This is a genomic window from Streptomyces sp. AC602_WCS936 (assembly GCF_019049125.1).
Taxonomy (GTDB): domain Bacteria; phylum Actinomycetota; class Actinomycetes; order Streptomycetales; family Streptomycetaceae; genus Streptomyces.
Genome location: NZ_JAGMUF010000035.1, coordinates 1 through 19,683, shown reverse-complemented (window position 1 = coordinate 19,683; position 19,683 = coordinate 1). Strand labels below are relative to the sequence as shown.

The following is a 19,683-nucleotide window of genomic DNA, read 5'->3' as shown; positions in this document are numbered from 1 at the left end:
CCGTCCTCTCCCGAATCGAGGCTCCCCCACGGCGGCAGCGGCATATTCACCGCCGCCAGTTGAGGACGTTACGGAAGGTGGGCACAGCGCAACACCCCCTTCGGGCCCAATCTTGAATGGCCCGAACGGACTATGGGTAAGCGGCAGATCACCCGGGGGAGTGAGCTGGCGACATGCGTGATTATCCCGGCATAAGGGTCATTCTTGTTGCGCCACAACGGACACCGATTGACACCCAAGGCGGATTCGGACACGCACTCCCCACGCCGTGACGCACGCCGGTACACACCAACGCGCCCCCCAGCGGGGCCTCTCGGAAAAAAGTCGAGCGGGTCCGGAACGATTCGGGGTCGCCGGACGTATTGATACGTGGCCTCACTGCTGTGACAGTTGAGTGCAGCTTAGGCCAAGGCATATACGCGTGTCCGGCGAATGAGAACGTAGGCTGCCTCCATGCCAAAGAAGCGCTCGGGCGGTGGTCTGTCACCAACGCAGCAGGCCGCCAAGTTCCTCGGTGTCAGTGTGCTCGCGGGAGCAGTGCTGGCCGGCATCGCGTTGCCCGCCGTGGGCGCGCTGGGGCTGGCCGCCAAGGGGTCGGTGGAGAGCTTCGACGCTCTCCCGGCCAACCTGAAGACTCCCCCGCTCAGCCAGCGCACCTCGATCCTCGACGCCGAGGGCGGCACCATCGCCACGGTCTACTCGCGCGACCGCACGGTGGTCCCCCTCAAGGAGATCTCGCCGTACATGCAGAAGGCGATCGTCGCGATCGAGGACTCGCGCTTCTACGAGCACGGCGCCATCGACCTCAAGGGCGTCCTGCGCGCGCTCAACAAGAACGCGCGCAGCGGCGAGGTCTCCGAGGGCGCGTCCACGCTCACCCAGCAGTACGTCAAGAACGTCTTCGTGGAGGAGGCCGGCGACGACCCGACGAAGGTCGCCCAGGCCACCCAGCAGACCATCGGCCGCAAGATCCGCGAGCTGAAGCTCGCCATCCAGGTCGAGGAGGAGCTGGGCAAGAAGAAGATCCTCGAGAACTACCTGAACATCACGTTCTTCGGCCAGCAGGCCTACGGCGTCGAGGCCGCCTCCCAGCGCTACTTCTCCAAGTCCGCCAAGGACCTCAACCTCCAGGAGGCCGCCCTCCTCGCCGGCATCGTCCAGTCGCCCAGCCGGTACGACCCGATCAACGACGAGGCCGAGGCCACCAAGCGGCGCAACGTCGTACTCGCGCGCATGGCCCAGGTCGGTGACATCTCCCAGGCGGAGGCCGACAAGGCACAGGAGACGCCCCTCGGGCTGAAGGTCAGCCGGCCGAAGAACGGCTGCATCACGGCCGTCAAGGGCGCGGGCTTCTTCTGCGACTACGTGCGCGAGGTGTTCCTGAGCGACCCGGTCTTCGGCAAGACCAAGGAGGACCGGGCCAAGATCTGGAACCAGGGCGGCCTGACGATCCGCACCACCCTCGACCCGCAGGCCCAGGAGTCGGTGCAGAAGTCGATCAAGGACCACGTCTACACGAGCGACGACGTGGCGACCGCGGCCACCATCGTCGAGCCCGGCACCGGCAAGATCGTCGCGATGGGCCAGTCGCGCCCCTACGGCGTCGACATCAAGAAGGGCGAGACGACCCTCAACCTGTCGGTCAACAACGACATGGGCGGCGGCGCCGGCTACCAGCCCGGCTCGACGTTCAAGCCGATCGTGGCCGCCGCCGCGCTCGAGGGCGGCACCCCGGCGACCCAGACGTACTCGTCGCCGTACGAGATGGAGTACCCGAGCCCGGTCCCGGTCTGCGGCGGCAAGAACTGGGTGAACAGCGCGGGCTCGAAGCTCGCCAACGAGAACGAGACCGAGGTCGGCCCGTACGACATGAAGGAGGCGACCGCTCTCTCGGTCAACACCTACTACGTACAGCTGATCAGCGACATCGGCATCTGCCCGGTGACGCAGATGGCGGACAAGATGGGCGTCGAGCGCGCCAACGGCAACAAGCTGGAGCAGACCCCGTCCATCGCCCTCGGCGTCACCGAGGTCTCCCCGCTGACCATGGCGAGCGCGTACGCGACCTTCGCCTCGCGCGGCATGCACTGCACGCCGATCGCCATCGAGTCGATCACCCAGCGGATCGGCAACAAGAGCAAGTCGCTCGAGGTCCCGAAGTCCACCTGCTCGCGGGCGATGTCGGAGACCACGGCCGACACCATCAACACGCTCCTGCAGGGTGTCGTCGAGGACGGTACGGGTACGCAGGCCGGCCTCGACAGCCGCGACAGCGCGGGCAAGACCGGTACGACCGACGAGCGCTTCGCGGCCTGGTTCGTGGGCTACACGCCGAACCTGGCCGGCGCCGTGTGGGTCGGTGACCCGAAGCACGAGCGGAAGATGATCGACATCACCATCGGCGGTGTCCCGCACGCCAAGGTCTTCGGCGGCGCGGTTCCCGGACCGATCTGGCGGGACATGATGTCGGGCGCCCTGGAGGGCAAGCCCGCGGACGAGTTCAACATCGTCCACATCCCGGACGCGGCCGACAAGGACAAGGACAAGGGCCGCGGGAACGACGACGGCGACCGGGACGACGGAGGCAACGGCGACGGCGACCCCGGTGCCGGCGACCCCGGCGGCGTCATCGGCGGCCTGATCGACGGCGGCACGGGCAACGGCGGCAACGACGGCGGCTGGGGCAACTTCATCCAGGGCCAGGGCAACGGCGGCATCGGCGGACGGCGCGACTGAGGTCGTCCCCGTGCGCGAGAAGGCCGGTGGCCCCCACCTTTCGGGTGGGGGCCACCGGCCTTCTCCTTGCAATCCACCGCCAAGTGCGGCCGGCGTTCAGCCCGCCAGCAGCTTCTTGACAGCCGAGGCGACCCGGCCGCCCTCGGCCTGCCCGGCCACCTTCGGGTTCACGATCTTCATGACGGCGCCCATGGCCCGCGGCCCCTCGGCGCCCGCCGCCCTGGCCTCCTCGACGGCCTGCGCGACGATCGCGTTCAGCTCGTCGTCGGACAGCTGCTTGGGCAGGTAGGCGGCGAGTACCTCGCCCTCCGCCTTCTCCCGCTCGGCGCTCTCGGCGCGACCGCCCTGGGCGAAGGCGTCGGCGGCCTCGCGGCGCTTCTTCGCCTCGCGGGTGATCACCTTCTGTACCTCGTCGTCGGAGAGCTCCCGCTTCTCCTTCCCCGCGACCTCCTCCTTGGTGATCGCGGCGAGCGTCAGCCGGAGCGTCGAGGAGCGGAGCTCGTCGCGCTCCTTGATCGCGGCGTTGAGGTCGTCCTGCAGCTTCGACTTGAGCGTGGTCATGGTGATGATTGTCGCAGGTACCGGGGAAAGGACGCCTGCCGATTAATGGCGCCCCGGCGAACAGCCACCCGGCGGGCTCCCGCCCCCGCTCCCGCCCTCGCTCCCGCCCCCGCTTCTGACACGATGGACACATGCGCGCGCGATACGGAGTACCCCTGGGAATCACGGCGGTTGGCGCCGCCGGTCTGGTCTACGCGGCGGGCTTCGAGGCCCGTTCCTTCCGCCTGCGACGGGTGACCATCCCCGTCCTGCCCTCCGGGATGCGCCCGCTGCGCGTGCTCCAGGTCTCCGACATCCACATGGTCGGCGGCCAGCGCAAGAAGCAGCGCTGGCTGCGCTCCCTGGCCGGTCTGCGCCCCGACTTCGTGATCAACACCGGCGACAACCTGTCCGACCCGGAGGGCGTCCCGGAGGTCCTGGACGCGCTGGGCCCCCTGATGGAGTTCCCGGGCGCCTACGTCTTCGGCTCCAACGACTACTACGGTCCCAAGCTGCGCAATCCCGCCCGGTACCTGATCGAGAAGGCCCAGGGCCGCCACGGCCTGAACGGCAACGCGCCCGCAGCGGGCGCCGTCCACAACCCGTGGGAGGACCTGCGCGACGGCTTCGACGCCGCCGGCTGGCAGAACCTCACGAACACGCGCGGCACGCTCAAGGTCGAGGGCGTCTCCGTCGAGCTGACGGGACTGGACGACCCGCACATCAAGCGCGACCGGTACGCGGAGGTGGCCGGCGGCCCGTCCGGCACCGCCGACTTCTCGATGGGCGTCGTCCACGCCCCGTACCTGCGCGTCCTGGACTCCTACACGGCGGACGGCTACCCCCTGGTCCTGGCCGGCCACACCCACGGCGGCCAGCTCTGCATCCCCTTCTACGGCGCCCTGGTCACCAACTGCGACCTGGACACGGACCGCGTGAAGGGCCTGTCCACGCACACGGCCGAGGGCCACACCTCCTACCTCCACGTCTCGGCGGGCTGCGGCACCAACCGCTACACCCCGGTCCGCTTCGCCTGCCCACCGGAGGCGACGCTGCTGACGATGGTGGGGCGGGAGTAGCGAGGCGGGTTCCCGGGCGGGCCGGCGGAGGGGGAAGGGCGAGGGTCACCCACACGGCCCACCCACATAGCCCGTTGTGTCCGGCCTGCCTAGCTTGAGGCCATGACAGCCCCGATACCCAGGGACATCCCGGACCTCCCCGCGGTCCCGGGCCCGCCCACCCTGCTCCCCTCCCCCGTCCCGGCGACCGCCGTGCTCACCCCGGTACGCCGCCCCCTGGTCGCCGCCTTCCGTCTCCTCACGGCGCTACTGGCCCTGACGGGCGTGACGCTCGAACTGGTGACGGGCGGCCCGGCCACGCGGGCGGTCAGCCACTTCACGCTCCAGAGCGGCATCCTGCTGACCCTGGTCATGCTCGCCTCCGCCCGCCGCGCCTGGTCCGCCCGCCGCCCCCTGTCGGGCGCCCTGACCGGCGCGGCCCTGCTCTACGTCGTCGCCGCCGGCCTCGTGCACCACCTGCTCCTGACCAACGCGTCGAGCCCCTTCGCAACCGACGCGGCGGCCGCCGGGACCGGCTGGCAGGCAACCGCGACCCACATCCTCAACACGGCCGTCCCCGCCGCCGCGGCCCTGGACTGGCTCCTCCTCACCACCCCCGGCCGCCTCCACCTACGCCAGGCCGCCGCGTGGCTCCTCTACCCGCTGGCCTACCTGACCTTCTCCCTGGCCCGCGGCGAGCTCCTCCTCCCCGGCACCGAGGACCGCTACCTCTACCCCTTCCTCGACGTCGACCAGCACGGCTACAAGGGCGTCCTCGGCAACGCCCTCCTCCTGGGCCTCTCCCTCTACGCCCTGGGCGTCCTCCTCGTGGCCCTGGACCACATCCGCCCGAACCCACTGCGCCGCCGCTGGTAAAACCGGATTTCGTCTCCGGCTCCGGGTGGGCTAAAGTAAACGACGTCGCCGCGAGAGCGGCGGCGATCGGGGTGTGGCGCAGCTTGGTAGCGCGCTTCGTTCGGGACGAAGAGGTCGTGGGTTCAAATCCCGCCACCCCGACAGCTGAAACACCAGGTCAGGGGCCTGATCCGGATTCCGGATCAGGCCCTTCCTGCGTCTCCGGTGATCGTTTGGGAGAAATCTGAGAGAAGATCTTGGTCGAGGTCTCCCAAGCCGCTGTAGCCACGCCAGCTTGATCACTGGGTCACAGCATCTTGGTCACGTGCACAACCGCGAACCGGGCACTCCGGAGACCGTGTCACAGAGTGCCCGGCAGCGAAGCCGTAGAGGCTGCGCGCAGCGCAACGGGCCAACGCTTATCGATTCAACTGGCCGATCGGATACGCCGCCCGCGCGCACCACTCATGTTCATGCGCCAGGTCAACATGCTCCTACTAACTCCGTATTGGAGCATTGCTTCCTCAGGGCCGGTGCTGCGCCTGGCGATGGACCACGCCGCCTCGTTGGTGATGAGGAGATTGCCTGCCAGCCAGTCGGCCTCCTCTTCGATCTCCCCATCCCAGTGCCTACAACCGTGAAGGTCGAGCGCAGGTCCCGGCGGGTGCATCAGGAGCGCATGCGCGATTTCGTGATCGGCTGAGCTGTTCTGCCGCCCCGGATCGTGAGAGTCGTTCACCCAGATCTCTCGCCGCGCCCCCGCGTGTACGGTCAGAGCACTCACGGCTTCCCGCTCGCCGGCGAGGAGTCGACCGATCCGTGCGTCATGGGCTATCGCCGAGCTGAACGTCTTGACCGGGATCGCCAAGTGTTCGGCGAGTCGGGCGGGTGCGAGCGGCGACGCGGGATGGAGCCCCAACTCCTTCCGCATCTGCACCGCGAGGCGGTTGGCTTCAGCCTTGAAGCCATGACGCAACGACATAGGGAGCTCCCCTACTCCGGCTGATCGTTCACCAACTGGTTGTAGGCGACAGTGATCAGAGCTTCGAGGGCTTCCGCAGCCTCCGGCGTGAGGTTGCGATCGCCCCTTAGATGCGTAGCTACCTTGGTCAACGTGTCCTGACTGCGCGGCTCGTCGGTCCGGCGAACGAAATCATCCGCACTGAGATTGGCCCATGTGACAAGGGCCGCGAGTCCATCCACATCGGGCCGGCGCCCCTGAGCCAGCCTCGTCAACGTCGAAGCGCTTACACCGGCTTGCTGAGCTACGTCCTTCCAGAGAAGGCCGCGCTCCTGACGCGTGCGATCCAGGGCTGCGTGAAACGCGACCGCGTCAAACCGTCCTGCTGCAATCCGCTCGCTCACGATCTCCTCCTCTCTCTGACGCATGGTTGCATATCAGGTATCACTTGCGAAAGTCGAACCGTGCCCCTACCCTCTCAATTGCAAGATCGGTATCGATTCGGATCTTGCAATCGTCCAGCCTCGATCACGAAGGGTGATGGTCACATGGCTACGAACACCGGCAAGGGCTTCCGTCGCGGCAGCGTCTCCCGTCGGAGCCAGGTCCTCAATCCCCGAACCGGCACGTGGACGAAGCGAGGTGAGAACGGCCGCTTCATGGGTGGGAAGTCAGGCGGCACGCCGTTCAAGGGCGTCCGCCAGGAGAAGTAGAACGCCACGGCTAGCGGGAGGCCGACGTTACGCCTCCCACCAGCCACCAAGGAGGTACCGATGGTCGAAAAAGAGTCTCTTGCGCAGCTCCTCGATGACGGGCGCCGCAAGATCCAGGTGACCGACGAGGAGCTCGCCGAGGCCAAGCGCCGTCGCAGACTCCTCGCCGCGTCTGTACGCCGAGCCTTCCCTGGCTCCACCACCTACTTCAACGGCAGCGTTGCACACGGCGACGCCAACACCCCCCTGACCGACGTCGACCTCGGCGTCGTCCTCACGGAAACGAACGCCGTGCCCTACGGCCCCAACAAGAAGAGCGCCCTGGCCCTGATGAAGATCGCCCGCGCCGCGATCCACGAGGACCTCGACGACGAGTTCCCCAAGCTCACCATCGAAGTCGAAGGCCGCCGTCGCGCCGTCCTTGTACGCTTCGGCGACCCAGTCACCCCGGGCCAGGACGACTTCACGGCGGACGTCATGACCGCGATTCCTCACCCTTCGGGACGCGGCCTGTACATCCCGAACACGAAGATCGCAGCGCAGTGGGACCGTGCTGATCCGATCGCCCACACCCGGATGGTGCTGCAGGCCATCGAGGACACGAAGGTCGTCTTCGCCCGTACGGTCCGGCTCCTGAAACACTGGAATGGCACCCACAGCAAGCCCATGTGCTCCTGGAACATCAAGGCTCTATGCCTCACCTGCCTCGATGAGCCAATGCCGCTGATCAACGCCCTCCAGTCCTTCTTTACCTACGCGGCGGACGAGATCGACAAGGGCCCGACGCCCGACCCGGCCGAAGTAGCGGGCCCGATCCCCCTCAATATGGCGCGCGCCGACGTGTACAAGAGGCTCTGCACCGCCCGGAAGTACATCGACCTCGCGATCGAGCATGAAAATGAAGGGCGGCCAGTCTTGGCCCAGCATGCTCTGCACCAAGTTCTCCCGGAACTCGTCGCGAAGCCTGACGCCACAAAAGAAGAAGCCGACCGCCTTGCGCGAACGGTCCGGTCGGGTGGGCCAGCCGCCTCCGGTCTCGGGCTCGCCACCGGGCTCGCCACGCCGACCCGGGCCTGGGGAGACTGAGCCCGTGCCTCGCTGGTACGCAACCCAGCCCGTCTGGTGGGCCCCGCTCGAACGTGACGCACGGCGACACTTCGGTGATGCTCTCCGTCACACGTACCGCGGTGATTCGCTGACATACGAGCTCGCCGGGCTCGATGTCATAGGCGAGCCCGACCCAATCGACGTTCGGATCCGCTTCCATGCGGATCCGCCCTATCCGACCTACGGCCAACTAGCCCAGGATTTCCCACGCGTCCACGCGAAAGCCGGAGCCGCATCGAAGCACCGGTACTCGCATGACGACGCCCTCTGCCTCTGGTACCCGCTCGATCCGGACGAACGTCGCTGGACGAGTTCGAAAGGGTTGCTGGACCTCATCGAGATAGTCCGCACACACTTGTTCCTCGAACACTACTGGCGGCTCACTGGCGGTGAGCATGGTGGCCAGTGGGTGGTGGAGGACGCCCCTCACGGCATGCAGGGGAGCAACGTGTGCAGGTCATCACGTCGGCAGAAACGACGGACAGCGGCTGGACCTGGGCCCAGACGGCCGCGCTGATCGTCCCGTGCATCGCACTCTTCGGTGCCTACCTCGCGTACAACTTCAATCAGCGGGCGGCGCGCAGAGAACGCCGGGCCAAGACGTTCGCGGAAGCGCTGACCACGGTCGAGGAGTACCTGGAGATGCCGTACCGCATACGGCGCCGACCCGAGTCCTCCTCGTCCGTGCGGCAACAGCTCACCGACGAAGTCAGCGGCCTACTCGCCCGAATGGCCTTCCACCAAGCGTGGCTCCAGATCGAGGCATCGGCCGTTGCGGGACCCTACGCGGCCCTCGTTGCCACGGCCCGAGCGGAGGCTGGCGCGCAGATGAGTCTCGCCTGGCAGCAACCCCCCATCACCACCGACGTGGGGATGAACCTCGGAGTGCCGTACCCGCGGGACCAATCAATCGCCGCGCGAGCTACCTGCATCGCGATGATGCGTCGTCACCTCTGAGGATGGTCACGGCTCGGTTTCAGCAACCGTAGCCACGATCTGGCACTAGACCGTGGTCATGGCGCGGGCGCGCAGGAAGTCATCGAGCACGCGCACCGGCGACGTTCGGCACATCGCAAGCCTGACATCGAGTGCCGCCTCCCACCGCTCGGTCAGACCAGCCATGAGGCGCCGGCGCATGCCGGGCGTGACGTGGGCGTAGCGCGCGGAGACCGAGCCGTCGATGTGGCCCATGCGTTCGTCCATGAGGACCTTCTCGGTGCCGAGGTCCTCCATCATCGTCCGGTGCGTGTGGCGCAGGCCGTGCGGCGTGAGGCCCTTGGCGATCGGGAGCCAGCAGGCGTCCGCCCGAGCAGCTGCCCCTCGGCCTCGTGCCGGGATGCCGGGCCAGGGCTCGCCGAGGATTGGTACCGGGCGGGCCTCCTGCGGGGCCTTCTTCGGGTACCAGCCTGAGACCGCCGGGGTGAACAGCCAGGTGGCGAAGCCATTTCGACGCCAGTGGGCCGCGTGCTCCAACGTGGTGCCGCCGCGTACGAACCCGAGATCGGCGACAGCGAGTTCGACTCGAACTCGGGTGTCCTCGCGTACGCGGTCGGGGCGGTTGAGGACGTTGGAGACCGTTCCCGTGGAGACCCCGGCGCGGCGGGCGACGTCGACGAGCCTCGCGCCCTGGTGGCCGCCGGTACGCGCGGCGCCCTGGCCTCGAAAGACGTACGTCCTGCCGTGGCAGGGGCAGGGTGTCGGCTTCGTACGGGCGATGTGGTTGAAGACCAGGGCCGAGAGCCACTCCGTCGAGTCGATGTCGCGATAGCTGTCGTCCTTGGGCGGGCAGCGCACCAGCTCGCCGGTGTCCAGCTCGTACAGCTGCCACTCGACACGGAAGGAGTCGCGTCGGACGAACTCCGTTTCCAGGCCGACGATTTCGCCCCACCGCTTGCCGGTGTAGCCCTTGAGGACTGTGGCGACGAACTCGACGCCGCGATCCTCGCCGTCATCGCCGCCGCCCGCTGGCACCAGCTCCGCCACCACGACCAACAGGTGGCCGCAGCCCACCAGACCCTGATCCACCTGCAAGCCGCCTACGAGCAGACAGCCACCGCACCCCTGACCGCCCTCGCCCAGCGCCGGCCACCCCAGCAGATCGTGGAACGGCACATCCTCCTCATCCGACAGGCCATGCCTGCCCACGCCGAGCAGGTGGTCGAGGACCCGGCCTTCGACGCCCTCACCGCCGCCCTCGCAACCGCCGAGAAGGCCGGGCCTGATCCGAAGCAGCTACTGCAGCAGGCCACCGACGAACGGGCGCTCAACGACGCCCGCAGCCCTGCACGGGTACTGACCTGGCGCATCGAGCGGCTCAGCACCAGGCCGGTTCCGAGCGACCGTGCACGAGTGGCACGGATGCGGAGCGCGGCACGGCGGCAAGGCACATCGGTCAGCCCGGCAGCGGTCGCGGCCTCGCAGCCACAGCCGCCACAGCTGCCACAGGCACGTCGACGCTGATCACACCCGCTTCCGTACCCGAAGCGGGTGTCAGGCCGCGCGCCCCAGCGCATCGTGGGCGAACGCGAGAGCCCGGAGACGAGCTCCCACAGCGTCGGGGCCGCGGAAGGCCAACGCCCGCAGAGCACTGACCTGTCGCCCCGAGGCCCACAGACCAGTGGCCGGCGAGAGAAACGGGACGACGGCTACGCCCAGCTCGGTGAAGGGGGCAGGGTCCAGGTAGGTCATGCCGCCGGTGCCGCACAGGTACGCGCGTGCGCCGGTGGCGTCGGCCAGGTCGGCCAGCCGCTCGGACCGACCCGTGCGTGCGGGCAGGGCGCTGCTGGTAAAGATCTGTCCCCGCCAGCCGAGCAGTTCGAGCAGGGCGCGGGTCGAGGCCGTGGCGACCGGCGCGACCCTTTCTGTGTCGAACGCACTCCAGACTGGCTGAAGGGCGCGGTCAATTGCGGGCCAGTGGGGGCTGGTCCCGTACTGCTGGCGCAGGATCGATGAGGCTCTGCGTCGGGCCGTGGCAGGGGCGGCGATCAAGGTGTCTCTGATGAGGGTGGCGCGCCCGGAGGGGCGGTGAGTGGGGATGGTCAGCCATCGGTTCGTGCCGAGGCCGTCGAGTGTGGCGACGCGGGCGCGATGCTGGTAGTCGCGGCGGGCGAACTGCACGTCGTCCAGGACGATCCAGTGGTCTGCCGCGAACAGCTTGGCCAGCGTGGTCAGCCGGGGCATGAAGTTGGGCTGGTGGATGGCGCACAGGCTGCCCGGGGAGGTGAGTTCAGGAAGCGATGAGGCGGCTGGTGAAGCCGGCGTGGATGAGGGATTCGTACGCGGCATGCACGTCCTCCGGGACCTCCTGCTCGATGGCGAACCCGAGCTTCGGATACTCGATCACCCGCTGGAGGTCGCCGACGAGCATGTCCACCACGAGCTTCTCGTCGCCGATGGACTTGAGGTAGTCGTCGAACTCCAGGGTTTCCGAGGCGCACACCATCTCGGCCTCGGGCCACAGCTTGCGGGCGGTGGCGTACGACCGCCGTTCCATGTAGGGCTTGGAGACCAGCAGCACCTTCTTCGGGGTGATGCCGGCGTCGGCCAGGACCTCGCGGGCGAGGGTGATGTTCTGCCCGGTGTTCGCGGCGTGGGGCTCCAGCAGGATCGCTGATGCGGGGACGTCGAGGTCGATGGCGTGCTCGCGGAAGTGGACCGCTTCGCCGCGTGGGAAGACCTTGGCGGTGGTCGGGCTATTGCCGCCGGTGAAGACCAGCGTGGGGAAGAGACCCGCGTGGTACAACTCGGCGACGCGCGTGGCCACCCCCAGGTCGTGGCTGCCCAGGCCGATCGCCACGTCCGCAGGGTGGGCCTGGTGGTGCATCTGGTGGTAGTCCCAGATCGCCTTGGCCTGGTGCCACTGGTCTTCGGTGATGACCTGCTGGTTGTCACTCATGCGTTCGTCTCCCTGATCACCGTTCGCGGGGCCCCGGGCGGCCCCTCACTGCTGGCCTTGACGCTCTCGATACTGCGCAGTTGGTGCACGAGGCCGTACTGCGCGGCCGTCCGAGCGGCCTGGCCGAGAACGCGTAGCCCATCTTCGCGGGTCGCCGCGTCGGACAGCAGGATGTGGCCGTGAGCGGTGTCCAGTCGTACGCGTTGCATCGGTGAGTCGGTGCTCCCACTGCTCCGGGCGATGTCGATGAAGTGCAGGGCCTGGGTGAGGTCTCCGACGCCCCGGCGGGCCAGGGCGAGCTTCTGATGGGCCACCGACCAGTCGTCGGGTTCGGTGAGGTCTTCGAATTCACGGGTCGCGGCCTGCATCACGCGGGTCGCGTAGTCATGGTTGCCGTCCTTGCTGAGTGCGGTGCCCACCCACAGGCGGGCCCTGGCCCGGTCACGGCGAGAGAGCCGGTCGTCGACGGCGAGCGTCTCGTACGTACGGGCCGACGTCTCCAGGTCACCGGACATCTCCGCGACGACCGCGAGGGACAGATCGAGCTGGGCGACGCGACGGGGAATGTCGAGCTGGGTGAAGATCGAGCGCGCGCCCGCGTAGGAATGGCGTGCGGACAGTGGTCCGAGCACGGCGCCCTGATCGCGCTTGAGGTCTCCGAGTAACGCGGTGGAGCGGGCGTAGAGGTACAGGCCCTTGTCGTCGAGTTCGGCGGCCGTGAAACGGTTGAGCCATCGGCCCAGCAGGCTGTCGGCGAAGGTGAAGTTCTGCCGGGACAAGGCGACGACAGCACGGTCCAGGTCGTCGGTCCACGACTCGTACTCCCAGGCTCTGGGCCCGGCAGCCGTCACCCGGCGTCCGGCTGCCACCTGCCCGGGGCCGGCCATCTCCGACAGGAGCGTTTCGAAGCGCAGGTGCACGGAGGCATCGGCGCGACCGAGCGCAGTGTCGAGAATGGCCTGCGTGTCGGGGCGGGGCTCGGTCGCGGACCGGAGCTTTTCCCACTTCGAGATGGTCGCGACGGCGAGACCGAGGCGCTCGGCGAAAGCCCGCACGCTCAGGCGGAGGGCGAGCCGTAGAGCTCTGGCCTCCAGGCCGGTCCAGTGGTGCACGGTCGCCACGCGTCGCTCCCTTCCACTAGCCATGGAAGCAGAAGCGTGCGGCCGGTGGGTCGGAAGTGGAACGCAAGTAGAACAGTCGGTGATTCCAACAACGTTGGGCAACAGCCACGCTCAAGAGGTCACCACTTCACCGAGTCTCCTGGACGGTCGCAAGCATGGAACCCCTCACGGAGCATCGCCCGGTCAGCGGTCCCCTCGTATACGGCTTTCTGCGGTTGGTCGGCGTCTCCGCAGCCCGTCAGACGGCCCTGCGCGCGTCGCTGGTGGACTACTGCCGCACCCACGAACTGCAGCTCTTCGGCGTCTTCATGGACCGATACGTGACAACCGAACCCAGATCCGCCGCGTTCACGGGACTGCTGGACGCGCTGGCTCTTCCGGACGTCTATGGCGTCGTCGCGCCGGCCCTCTCCCACCTGGGGCCGAAGCACGTCGCGGCCGAACGCGCTCGCTGGATCGAGACGACCGGCGCCCGCCTCCTACTGGCTCGCCGACCCCGCACCACGCGTCCCTCGGCTCTTCGTCACGAGCCCGCCCACCGCAGCTTCCGGGCACAAGTTCGCGTCCTGGGCGGGGAGTCATGAGGCACGTCATGCCCGAGTCGCTTCAGCAGTTCTTCGACGCTCGACACCAGTCCGTACGTCAGGCACGGGAGTTCGCCACTCGAACGCTGGACGGCTGGGGCCTACGGACCCGCACCGAGGACATCCGCCTGTGCGTCTCCGAACTCGCCACGAACGCCGTCGTCCACGGCACCGCCCCCGGACACGGCTTCCTCGTCCGGCTCGACATCGACGACGGCTGCGTACGTCTGGAAGTACACGACAGCCGTCGCCAACGACCTGTCTTGCGTGAGCCGACCGCCACGGATCTCTCCGGGAGGGGCCTGACGTTGGTGGCCGCGCTCTCCGACGAGTGGGGAGTCAAGGACCGTACCCCGCTCGGGAAGATCACCTGGTCCTGCTTCAAGACCGCGGGCGACGCCGCACAGCCGATCAGCCCTCCCGGCCCAGACCACGATGACCGCCCTGTGGAGATCCCATGACCGCAACCGGCACCTCGGCTCGGGATACGCCTGCTGCATCACATACGCGTCTCGTAGCCAGCCCGTTCCTCGCCCAGCACCTCCTCCTTCAGCCGGGCCGTGCAGTCGGCATGCGCATTTCTGGGATCCGCTACGAGGAGCTGCACGCCGCGAGCCACAGGGGAGACCCTCTGCCGACCTGGCTTGTCGATGCCGCGCGGCAGGCGTGGGGCACCGAGCTGCCTGACGGGCCGGTCGGCGATACCGTCCTCGTCCGCGAGCGATCGCCGTACGGGTACGCGAAAGCATCCTGGGAGATCAACCTCGGCTGCGACTACGACTGCGAGTTCTGCTACCTCGGCGAGAAGCGCTTCGAGGGCCTGGACTGGACGGGCAAACAGCAGCTCCTGCGGACGATGCGGGACGCGGGCGTGCTCTGGCTTCAGATCACTGGCGGCGAGGCACTGATCGACCGCGAGTTCGGCGCCGCCTACGAATACGCCCACCAGCTCGGGATGATGGTGCAGGTCTCCTCGAACGGCTCCTCCCTGCGCAAGCAGCCGATCCGCGAGCTGTTCGCCCGCCACCGGCCCTACCGGCTCACCCTCAGCGTCTACGGCGCGACCTCGGGCACCTACGACAAGGTCACCCGCAACCGCGGCGCGTTCGGCCGGTTCATCCAGGGCCTGGACGCGGCCCACCAGGACCGGCTGCCGGTTCGGCTCAACGTGATCGTGTCCGACGACAACGTCCATGAACTCGACGCGATGGCCGCCCTGTGCGAGCGCTACGGCTTCCCGCACCAGGTCTTCACCAACATGTCGCCGACGATCGACGGCGAGGCGAACCCGCTCGCGACGCAGGCCGAGGGCCAGGTCAAGGCCCGGAGCATCTTCACCGGCTGCAATGCCGGCCGGACGTTCTTCCACGTCAACCCGCACGGCATCGCGTCCGTCTGCAAGGTCGGCCGCGACCCGAGCGTGAACCTCGTGACCGAGGGCGTCTCCGCCCTCACCCGGCTCGGCGCCATCGCCGAGTACCTACAGCTCCGCACCGGTGGATGCTCCGGCTGCACGAAGGTCGGCGCCTGCCGTACCTGCCGGCCGCTGGCCAAGCTCTACCAGGAGGCGGGGGACCGACGAGAGCTCTACTGCCAACACGGAGGCTATGGATCATGACCTCACCCATCACAACCCTCACCCCGCCGCGCGAACCGGTGCTGCTCACTCTCGGCCAGCGCCCCACCGACGGAGCCGTCGGCACCCTGCCCGTGCCCCTGCCAGCCGCGGCCATCCGCGACGACGAGATCCAGATCATCACCGACCTGGACGAGGCCGCCGAAGGCGCCGAGTGCAGCTGCTCGGCCGGCGACGACCAGCCGTACTAGATACACCGCAGGCGGGCGCCGCACCGCTCGCGTACGCATCCCATGAGTGCCGCCCCGGTCATACCCTGGCTGGGGCGGCACTCCCCTGTCTCCGAGCCCCATGAGGAACCGCGCGTGTCCATGTCTCGCATTCCCTTCGATCAGCTCCCCGCCGACGTCCGCCAAGCTGTCACCGACAAGACCGGCGCCGTGCATCAGGCGGTGACCATGACCGGCGGCATGAATTCCGGTGTCGCCTCCGTCCTGGAGACCGAGAGCGGCAGCGTTTTCGTGAAGGGCATCGCGAGTGATCATCCGCAGGTCACAGCACAGCGCCGCGAGGCGGAGATCGCTCCCCACCTGCCCACGTCCTGTCCCCGCCTGTACTGGCACCTGGAAGTCGGTGGATGGAGCCTTCTCGGATACGAGGTTCTGAGCGGTCGCCAGGCCGACTACAGGCCCGGCTCAGCCGACTTGGTGCTCGTAGAAGCCGCGCTCACCGAACTGCAAGGGGTCACCGCTCCGGCCGACATCGAGATCAAGGACGCGGTGGACCGCTGGGCGGATTACGCTCCGCCCGGAACGCTCCAGCACTTCAGTGGCAACACCCTGCTGCATACCGACTTCGCACCGCACAACGTCCTGATCGCCGACGGGCGGGCTCGCCTCATCGACTGGGCGTGGCCAACGCGCGGTGCGGCGTGGATCGATCCAGGCGCCTTGGCGCTGAGGCTCATGGACGCCGGCCACCCGGCGGAGGACGCGATCATGTTCGCAGGCCGCTTCCCGTCGTGGCGGAACACCGATCCGGAGGCACTGACGGCATTCGGTTCCGCATCTGCGGTGCTGTGGCGGGAGATCGCCGAGGAGGATCCAACGCCGTGGAAGCAGGGGATGGCCAAGCGGGCCGCTGCGTTCAGGCTCGTACTCCACAGAGGGGCGTAGGCCCAGTAACAGCAGAGGGGGCGACGTTCGTCAGCGACAGACGTCCCGCTGCGAAAAGACCGAGACGGGCGCCAGCGTCTGCTCCTATCTTCAGACTATGACCGTCACCGCACGGCGGGATCTGGTGAGCCCCGCGACCCGCAATGCCTTTCGCTCTCTGGCCACGGACCTGACCATTCGCATCGTGGCCGAGCTGTGGGAAGACCACGGGTTCGCTCCCGTCCCTCCAGACGAGCTGAAGTACCAGGACTCGGGCCAGCGTCGAACCGAGTTCATGCTCTACGCGGAAGGTGTCGACTGGTCAGACCCTAACCAGGTGCGGCGTGCGCTCCTGGTCTTCGAGGACTTTATTCGCGCGTACCGCGACCCGGGCGATCAGGGCACACCGAAGTGGTTGGACGACATCAGGGTGCGCCTGGAACGGGACGGCTTCGCTCTCGATCGGGAGGGCAGGATCTCTTGGTCCAACCCGCCGGTGCTAGTCCGTGATCTGAGCGGCCTGAGCGACGCCTCAGGCATCACGATCGAGCTGGAGCGTATCCGCAGAGATCTCACCACAGATCCCCACGGTGCCATTGGCGCAGCCAAGCAGCTCATCGAGGCGACCGCGAAGACGGCTCTCAACGAACTCGGCATCGACGTCGACAAGAACGCCGCACTTCCCGCTCTGATCAGCACTGTCCAGAGAGCGCTGAAGCTTGACGCCGGCTCGGCACCTGACGGACCGGACGGCAGCAAGGCCGTGAAGAAGATCCTTTCGGGCTCGGTGAACATCGCCGTCGGGGTCGCCGAACTACGCAACCAGGGCTTCGGCAGCGGTCACGGCCAGGCGAGCGCACCGTCCGGGCTTGGAGTGCGCCACGCCCGACTCACGGTCAACGCTGCCGTCACCTGGTGCGAGCTGATCCTCGACACCCTGTCGGACCCCACCGCACCGTGGCGCAAGGCCAAGGTCTAAATCGCTCTACCCCCACAGATACCGTCTCGCCTGCAGAATCTTGCAAACTTGCTCCGCCATGCAATTCGCAGGCAGCCCCGTATAGGGTGTGGGTTATCCGGTGAAGTTTAGGTTGTGAGACCGGGAAACGCCGAGCATGGCCTGGTGACGCCGTTACCCCTCGAAGCGCGATGGTGCGGATAGCTTGGCGGGCGCTGCGGCAGGCCACACGAAAGGCTATTTAGTGAAAATTTTTATGGACGAGTCAGGAAACGGAAATGCCTCCCAGCCATTGATTGTCGGCGCGGTTGAACTGGGTGAGGATGCAGAAGATGTTGAGGCGAGAATTCGTGATTTGCACAAACGCCTAGACGCAAGGAGTAGCTTGACCGGATTTGGCAGTTTCGAAGACTTCCGCAAGGATGGCTTTCACAGTTCGAACGATCCGGTAGAGGTTTCTGTTCCATTTCTAGAACTGATGCGGGCCACCTTCTTCAAGACGTACATGCTCGTCACTGATCGAACGCGCGTCCCTGGCGGCACGGAATCCGAGAGAATCGAGTTCATGTATATAAAGTTGTTGAGTGATCTTTTGGTCCGACATCGCAATGAATCTGAGCTACTTTGCTACATAGAACAGAGCGAAGAGATGACGTCGATCATTGGCCGACTACCGAATACCGTAACCAAGCAGGCCCACAAAACAATCGGCAAAACAGCACCGCTGCCAAAATTGAAGCTCGCAATGGTCGCCAAGCGCGATTACATGTCTACCGCCATCATCGACTATGTCATGGCAGCCGTAAGTAGATGGCTCCAAGCCGGCCGCACCTTGGACCCGAAAGGCCGGCCTTACAGGGGATTCCGCGAGATTGAGCCGTCCATTTCTATGCTCTATTCGTTCGAGCACGGCCGCATTTCCAGCCGAAAGGACCCACTTCATTGATGTGTGATATAATACCGCCCGAGGTAGGGCTGCGGTCAACGTTGTGCGCGAGTTCGCGTGCGTTGCATGATAGTCCTTGCACGGGAGTGTGGCCCTACCTCTTGACGTGCCACCGCAGGGGGACCAGTGGCTTTTTCGGTTGATCACCTGGCGGAGCAAGCCTTCCTGTCGGTCAAGGATCTGGAATGGCTATCCGCACATCTTCCTGCAGGTGAAGGGATCTTCTATGTCCAGCGGAGGCATCGCAAGAAGCACGGCGGGATACGAGAAGTATTCGAGCTGAAGTCGCCATTCAATACCATTAGCAAGAATCTGCATCGAAGCTTTACGAGCCGGTTCTCGTATGAAGCTCCCGACCATGTTCACGGGTTCGTTCGCGGACGTTCCACGATCAGCAATGCCAGTCAGCACCTTGCAAAGAGGTGCGTCTTGCGCATGGATCTTGAGGACTTCTTTCCGTCCATTGGTGCCGCAACGATACGACATTTGTTGCGAGAGCAAGGCTACGAAGAGAAGGCTGCGGAACTTGCCGTCAATCTTGTTACTATCGGTGGCAAGCTGCCAATCGGGCTGAGTACGTCGCCCCTCTTGTCTAATTTGGCTTTCCTGAGCACGGACCGCTCCCTCGCTGAGTATGCACGGTCGGAGGGTCTTTCTTTTACGCGCTACGTGGACGATCTGACATTCTCTGGAGGTGTCACTACCCGCCACTCGGTGGATATCGCTCGTATTCTCGACGACGCTGGCTGGTCGATAAACACGCGCAAGACCGTCTTCATGCGCCGCGGCGGTCCGCAATACGTTACCGGTTTGTATGTCGGAGAATCGGACGGGCCGCGGATTCCACGTAGGGTAAAGCGCAAAATGCGATGGATCTTGCACGTGATATCGAAATTTGGTTACGCCGCCTATATGACAGAGTTCGGCGGCGAGGGCGATGAGATGTTTCGGCGTCGCCTGTTGGGCTGGGCATGCTATATCGCCGCAGTCGAGCCAGACGTGGGTTACCCACTACTGCGAGCGTTCGATGAACTGGTTGATGAAGAGGATCTGGAAGAAGATGAAGAGGGTCTATACGACCTGCCCTAAGGCGCCCAGACACTCTGTGGACGGGCAGCCCGCTTCTGGGAGAATCCTGGGAGATGATCTTCCTCTTGAGGCCCGCTGAAGCCCCGCCACACCACCTCAGAACAACGCCCTGACCTGCACATCTAAAGACGGCAAAGATGGGGATCATGGTCGAACCTCATTCGGGACGAAGAGGTCGTGGGTTCAAATCCCGCCACCCCGACAGAGAAGTACCAGTTCAGGGGCTTGATCCGCGAGAGCGGGTCGGGCCCCTGAGTGGTTTCCGAGACCCTACGTGGTCCCTCCCTCACGACCTAAGTGTTGTCCCGTAAATGATCTCCGGCATGCCGGTCGACCAGTGCTGTTGCTTCTCAGCCGGTCAGTGTGAGGTTGTGCAGGCGGGCGATGCCG

19 protein-coding genes, 1 tRNA gene and 3 pseudogenes are annotated in these 19,683 nt (G+C 66.4%); 16 read left to right on the top strand and 7 right to left on the bottom strand.

The features are described 5' to 3' along the window. The first annotated feature begins 453 nt into the window (after nt 1–453). On the top strand, nt 454–2,736 hold the full coding sequence (locus KUM03_RS13360) for a transglycosylase domain-containing protein (RefSeq protein WP_217247492.1): 2,283 nt from the start codon (nt 454–456) through the stop codon (nt 2,734–2,736). A gap of 96 nt (nt 2,737–2,832) precedes the next feature. Here KUM03_RS13360 and KUM03_RS13355 read toward each other — a convergent pair whose 3' ends face one another. Next, on the bottom strand, nt 2,833–3,297 hold the full coding sequence (locus KUM03_RS13355; RefSeq protein WP_217247489.1) for a GatB/YqeY domain-containing protein: 465 nt from the start codon (nt 3,295–3,297) through the stop codon (nt 2,833–2,835). Nucleotides 3,298–3,428: 131 nt separating this feature from the next. On the opposite strand from KUM03_RS13355, the gene KUM03_RS13350 reads away from it, so the two are divergent. The 3 genes and pseudogenes from KUM03_RS13350 to KUM03_RS13340 all read left to right on the top strand — a co-directional run bounded on the left by KUM03_RS13350 (nt 3,429) and on the right by KUM03_RS13340 (nt 5,351). Further along, a complete protein-coding gene (locus KUM03_RS13350; RefSeq protein WP_217247481.1) occupies nt 3,429–4,355 on the top strand; it encodes a metallophosphoesterase in 927 nt (308 codons plus the stop codon). A 102-nt stretch (nt 4,356–4,457) separates the two neighbouring features. Next, nucleotides 4,458–5,244, top strand: a pseudogene (locus KUM03_RS13345) (Pr6Pr family membrane protein). A 33-nt stretch (nt 5,245–5,277) separates the two neighbouring features. Further along, nucleotides 5,278–5,351: transfer RNA gene (locus tag KUM03_RS13340), tRNA-Pro, on the top strand. A gap of 265 nt (nt 5,352–5,616) precedes the next feature. On the opposite strand, the gene KUM03_RS13335 is transcribed toward KUM03_RS13340, so the two are convergent. Both KUM03_RS13335 and KUM03_RS13330 read right to left on the bottom strand, forming a co-directional pair. Continuing rightward, a complete protein-coding gene (locus tag KUM03_RS13335) occupies nt 5,617–6,171 on the bottom strand; it encodes an ImmA/IrrE family metallo-endopeptidase (RefSeq protein WP_217247471.1) in 555 nt (184 codons plus the stop codon). A gap of 11 nt (nt 6,172–6,182) precedes the next feature. Then, entirely contained in the window at nt 6,183–6,554 is a 372-nt protein-coding gene (locus tag KUM03_RS13330; RefSeq protein WP_308406316.1) for a helix-turn-helix domain-containing protein, read from the bottom strand. 144 nt (nt 6,555–6,698) lie between these two features. Here KUM03_RS13330 and KUM03_RS13325 point away from each other — a divergent pair, with 144 nt between their 5' ends. The 3 genes from KUM03_RS13325 (at nt 6,699) to KUM03_RS13315 (ending at nt 8,927) form a co-directional block, all read left to right on the top strand. Continuing rightward, complete coding sequence (locus KUM03_RS13325) at nt 6,699–6,863, top strand: hypothetical protein (RefSeq protein ID WP_217247467.1); 165 nt, start codon at nt 6,699–6,701, stop codon at nt 6,861–6,863. Nucleotides 6,864–6,923: 60 nt separating this feature from the next. Then, nucleotides 6,924–7,949 (top strand): hypothetical protein, encoded by a 1,026-nt coding sequence (locus tag KUM03_RS13320; protein ID WP_217247459.1) that lies wholly within the window; start codon nt 6,924–6,926, stop codon nt 7,947–7,949. 471 nt (nt 7,950–8,420) lie between these two features. Next, nucleotides 8,421–8,927, top strand: a complete 507-nt coding sequence (locus KUM03_RS13315) for a hypothetical protein (RefSeq protein ID WP_217247457.1) — start codon at nt 8,421–8,423, stop codon at nt 8,925–8,927. Between the two features lie 45 nt (nt 8,928–8,972). On the opposite strand, the pseudogene KUM03_RS13310 reads toward KUM03_RS13315, so the two are convergent. Next, nucleotides 8,973–9,908 (bottom strand): annotated as a pseudogene (locus KUM03_RS13310) (LacI family DNA-binding transcriptional regulator); the annotation flags it as partial. Between KUM03_RS13310 and KUM03_RS13305 the strand changes: the two are divergent. Then, nucleotides 9,897–10,430, top strand: a pseudogene (locus tag KUM03_RS13305) (mobilization protein); the annotation flags it as partial. The pseudogenes KUM03_RS13310 and KUM03_RS13305 sit on opposite strands and share 12 nt — an antisense overlap. A gap of 30 nt (nt 10,431–10,460) precedes the next feature. Here the strand turns inward: KUM03_RS13305 and KUM03_RS13300 are convergent. The 3 genes from KUM03_RS13300 to KUM03_RS13290 are packed head-to-tail and all read right to left on the bottom strand — an operon-like array spanning nt 10,461 to nt 12,986. Further along, entirely contained in the window at nt 10,461–11,150 is a 690-nt protein-coding gene (locus KUM03_RS13300; protein WP_217247455.1) for a WbqC family protein, read from the bottom strand. A 46-nt stretch (nt 11,151–11,196) separates the two neighbouring features. Further along, nucleotides 11,197–11,865 (bottom strand): YdcF family protein, encoded by a 669-nt coding sequence (locus KUM03_RS13295; RefSeq protein WP_217247454.1) that lies wholly within the window; start codon nt 11,863–11,865, stop codon nt 11,197–11,199. Continuing rightward, entirely contained in the window at nt 11,862–12,986 is a 1,125-nt protein-coding gene (locus tag KUM03_RS13290; RefSeq protein WP_217247452.1) for a helix-turn-helix domain-containing protein, read from the bottom strand. Before KUM03_RS13290 ends, KUM03_RS13295 begins: the two co-directional genes overlap by 4 nt. A gap of 155 nt (nt 12,987–13,141) precedes the next feature. On the opposite strand from KUM03_RS13290, the gene KUM03_RS13285 reads away from it, so the two are divergent. The 8 genes from KUM03_RS13285 to KUM03_RS13250 all read left to right on the top strand — a co-directional run bounded on the left by KUM03_RS13285 (nt 13,142) and on the right by KUM03_RS13250 (nt 19,293). After that, nucleotides 13,142–13,570 (top strand): hypothetical protein, encoded by a 429-nt coding sequence (locus KUM03_RS13285; protein WP_217247450.1) that lies wholly within the window; start codon nt 13,142–13,144, stop codon nt 13,568–13,570. Between the two features lie 8 nt (nt 13,571–13,578). Then, on the top strand, nt 13,579–14,031 hold the full coding sequence (locus KUM03_RS13280) for an ATP-binding protein (protein ID WP_217247448.1): 453 nt from the start codon (nt 13,579–13,581) through the stop codon (nt 14,029–14,031). Beyond that, entirely contained in the window at nt 14,028–15,188 is a 1,161-nt protein-coding gene (locus KUM03_RS13275; protein WP_217247446.1) for a radical SAM protein, read from the top strand. The genes KUM03_RS13280 and KUM03_RS13275 overlap by 4 nt, the downstream gene beginning before the upstream one ends. After that, a complete protein-coding gene (locus KUM03_RS13270) occupies nt 15,185–15,397 on the top strand; it encodes a hypothetical protein (RefSeq protein ID WP_217247444.1) in 213 nt (70 codons plus the stop codon). The genes KUM03_RS13275 and KUM03_RS13270 overlap by 4 nt, the downstream gene beginning before the upstream one ends. Before the next feature lie 120 nt (nt 15,398–15,517). Next, a complete protein-coding gene (locus KUM03_RS13265) occupies nt 15,518–16,321 on the top strand; it encodes an aminoglycoside phosphotransferase (RefSeq protein WP_254399301.1) in 804 nt (267 codons plus the stop codon). A gap of 97 nt (nt 16,322–16,418) precedes the next feature. Further along, nucleotides 16,419–17,279, top strand: coding sequence for an abortive infection family protein (locus KUM03_RS13260; protein WP_217247429.1), 861 nt, complete (start codon nt 16,419–16,421; stop codon nt 17,277–17,279). 184 nt (nt 17,280–17,463) lie between these two features. Continuing rightward, nucleotides 17,464–18,204 carry a hypothetical protein gene (locus KUM03_RS13255; protein WP_217247427.1) on the top strand — a complete coding sequence of 247 codons (741 nt, stop codon included), beginning with the start codon at nt 17,464–17,466 and terminating at the stop codon, nt 18,202–18,204. Between the two features lie 126 nt (nt 18,205–18,330). Continuing rightward, on the top strand, nt 18,331–19,293 hold the full coding sequence (locus tag KUM03_RS13250) for a reverse transcriptase family protein (protein ID WP_217247424.1): 963 nt from the start codon (nt 18,331–18,333) through the stop codon (nt 19,291–19,293). Nucleotides 19,294–19,683: the final 390 nt, after the last annotated feature.

Coding starts and splice junctions, on each gene's coding strand:
- KUM03_RS13285 (WP_217247450.1), top strand. CDS start 13,142: ATGGAACCCCTCACGGAGCATCGCCCGGTCAGCGGTCCCCTCGTATAC.
- KUM03_RS13275 (WP_217247446.1), top strand. CDS start 14,028: ATGACCGCAACCGGCACCTCGGCTCGGGATACGCCTGCTGCATCACAT.
- KUM03_RS13355 (WP_217247489.1), bottom strand. CDS start 3,297: ATGACCACGCTCAAGTCGAAGCTGCAGGACGACCTCAACGCCGCGATC.
- KUM03_RS13335 (WP_217247471.1), bottom strand. CDS start 6,171: ATGTCGTTGCGTCATGGCTTCAAGGCTGAAGCCAACCGCCTCGCGGTG.
- KUM03_RS13270 (WP_217247444.1), top strand. CDS start 15,185: ATGACCTCACCCATCACAACCCTCACCCCGCCGCGCGAACCGGTGCTG.
- KUM03_RS13295 (WP_217247454.1), bottom strand. CDS start 11,865: ATGAGTGACAACCAGCAGGTCATCACCGAAGACCAGTGGCACCAGGCC.
- KUM03_RS13320 (WP_217247459.1), top strand. CDS start 6,924: ATGGTCGAAAAAGAGTCTCTTGCGCAGCTCCTCGATGACGGGCGCCGC.
- KUM03_RS13360 (WP_217247492.1), top strand. CDS start 454: ATGCCAAAGAAGCGCTCGGGCGGTGGTCTGTCACCAACGCAGCAGGCC.
- KUM03_RS13300 (WP_217247455.1), bottom strand. CDS start 11,150: ATGCCCCGGCTGACCACGCTGGCCAAGCTGTTCGCGGCAGACCACTGG.
- KUM03_RS13280 (WP_217247448.1), top strand. CDS start 13,579: ATGCCCGAGTCGCTTCAGCAGTTCTTCGACGCTCGACACCAGTCCGTA.
- KUM03_RS13350 (WP_217247481.1), top strand. CDS start 3,429: ATGCGCGCGCGATACGGAGTACCCCTGGGAATCACGGCGGTTGGCGCC.
- KUM03_RS13325 (WP_217247467.1), top strand. CDS start 6,699: ATGGCTACGAACACCGGCAAGGGCTTCCGTCGCGGCAGCGTCTCCCGT.
- KUM03_RS13265 (WP_254399301.1), top strand. CDS start 15,518: ATGTCTCGCATTCCCTTCGATCAGCTCCCCGCCGACGTCCGCCAAGCT.
- KUM03_RS13260 (WP_217247429.1), top strand. CDS start 16,419: ATGACCGTCACCGCACGGCGGGATCTGGTGAGCCCCGCGACCCGCAAT.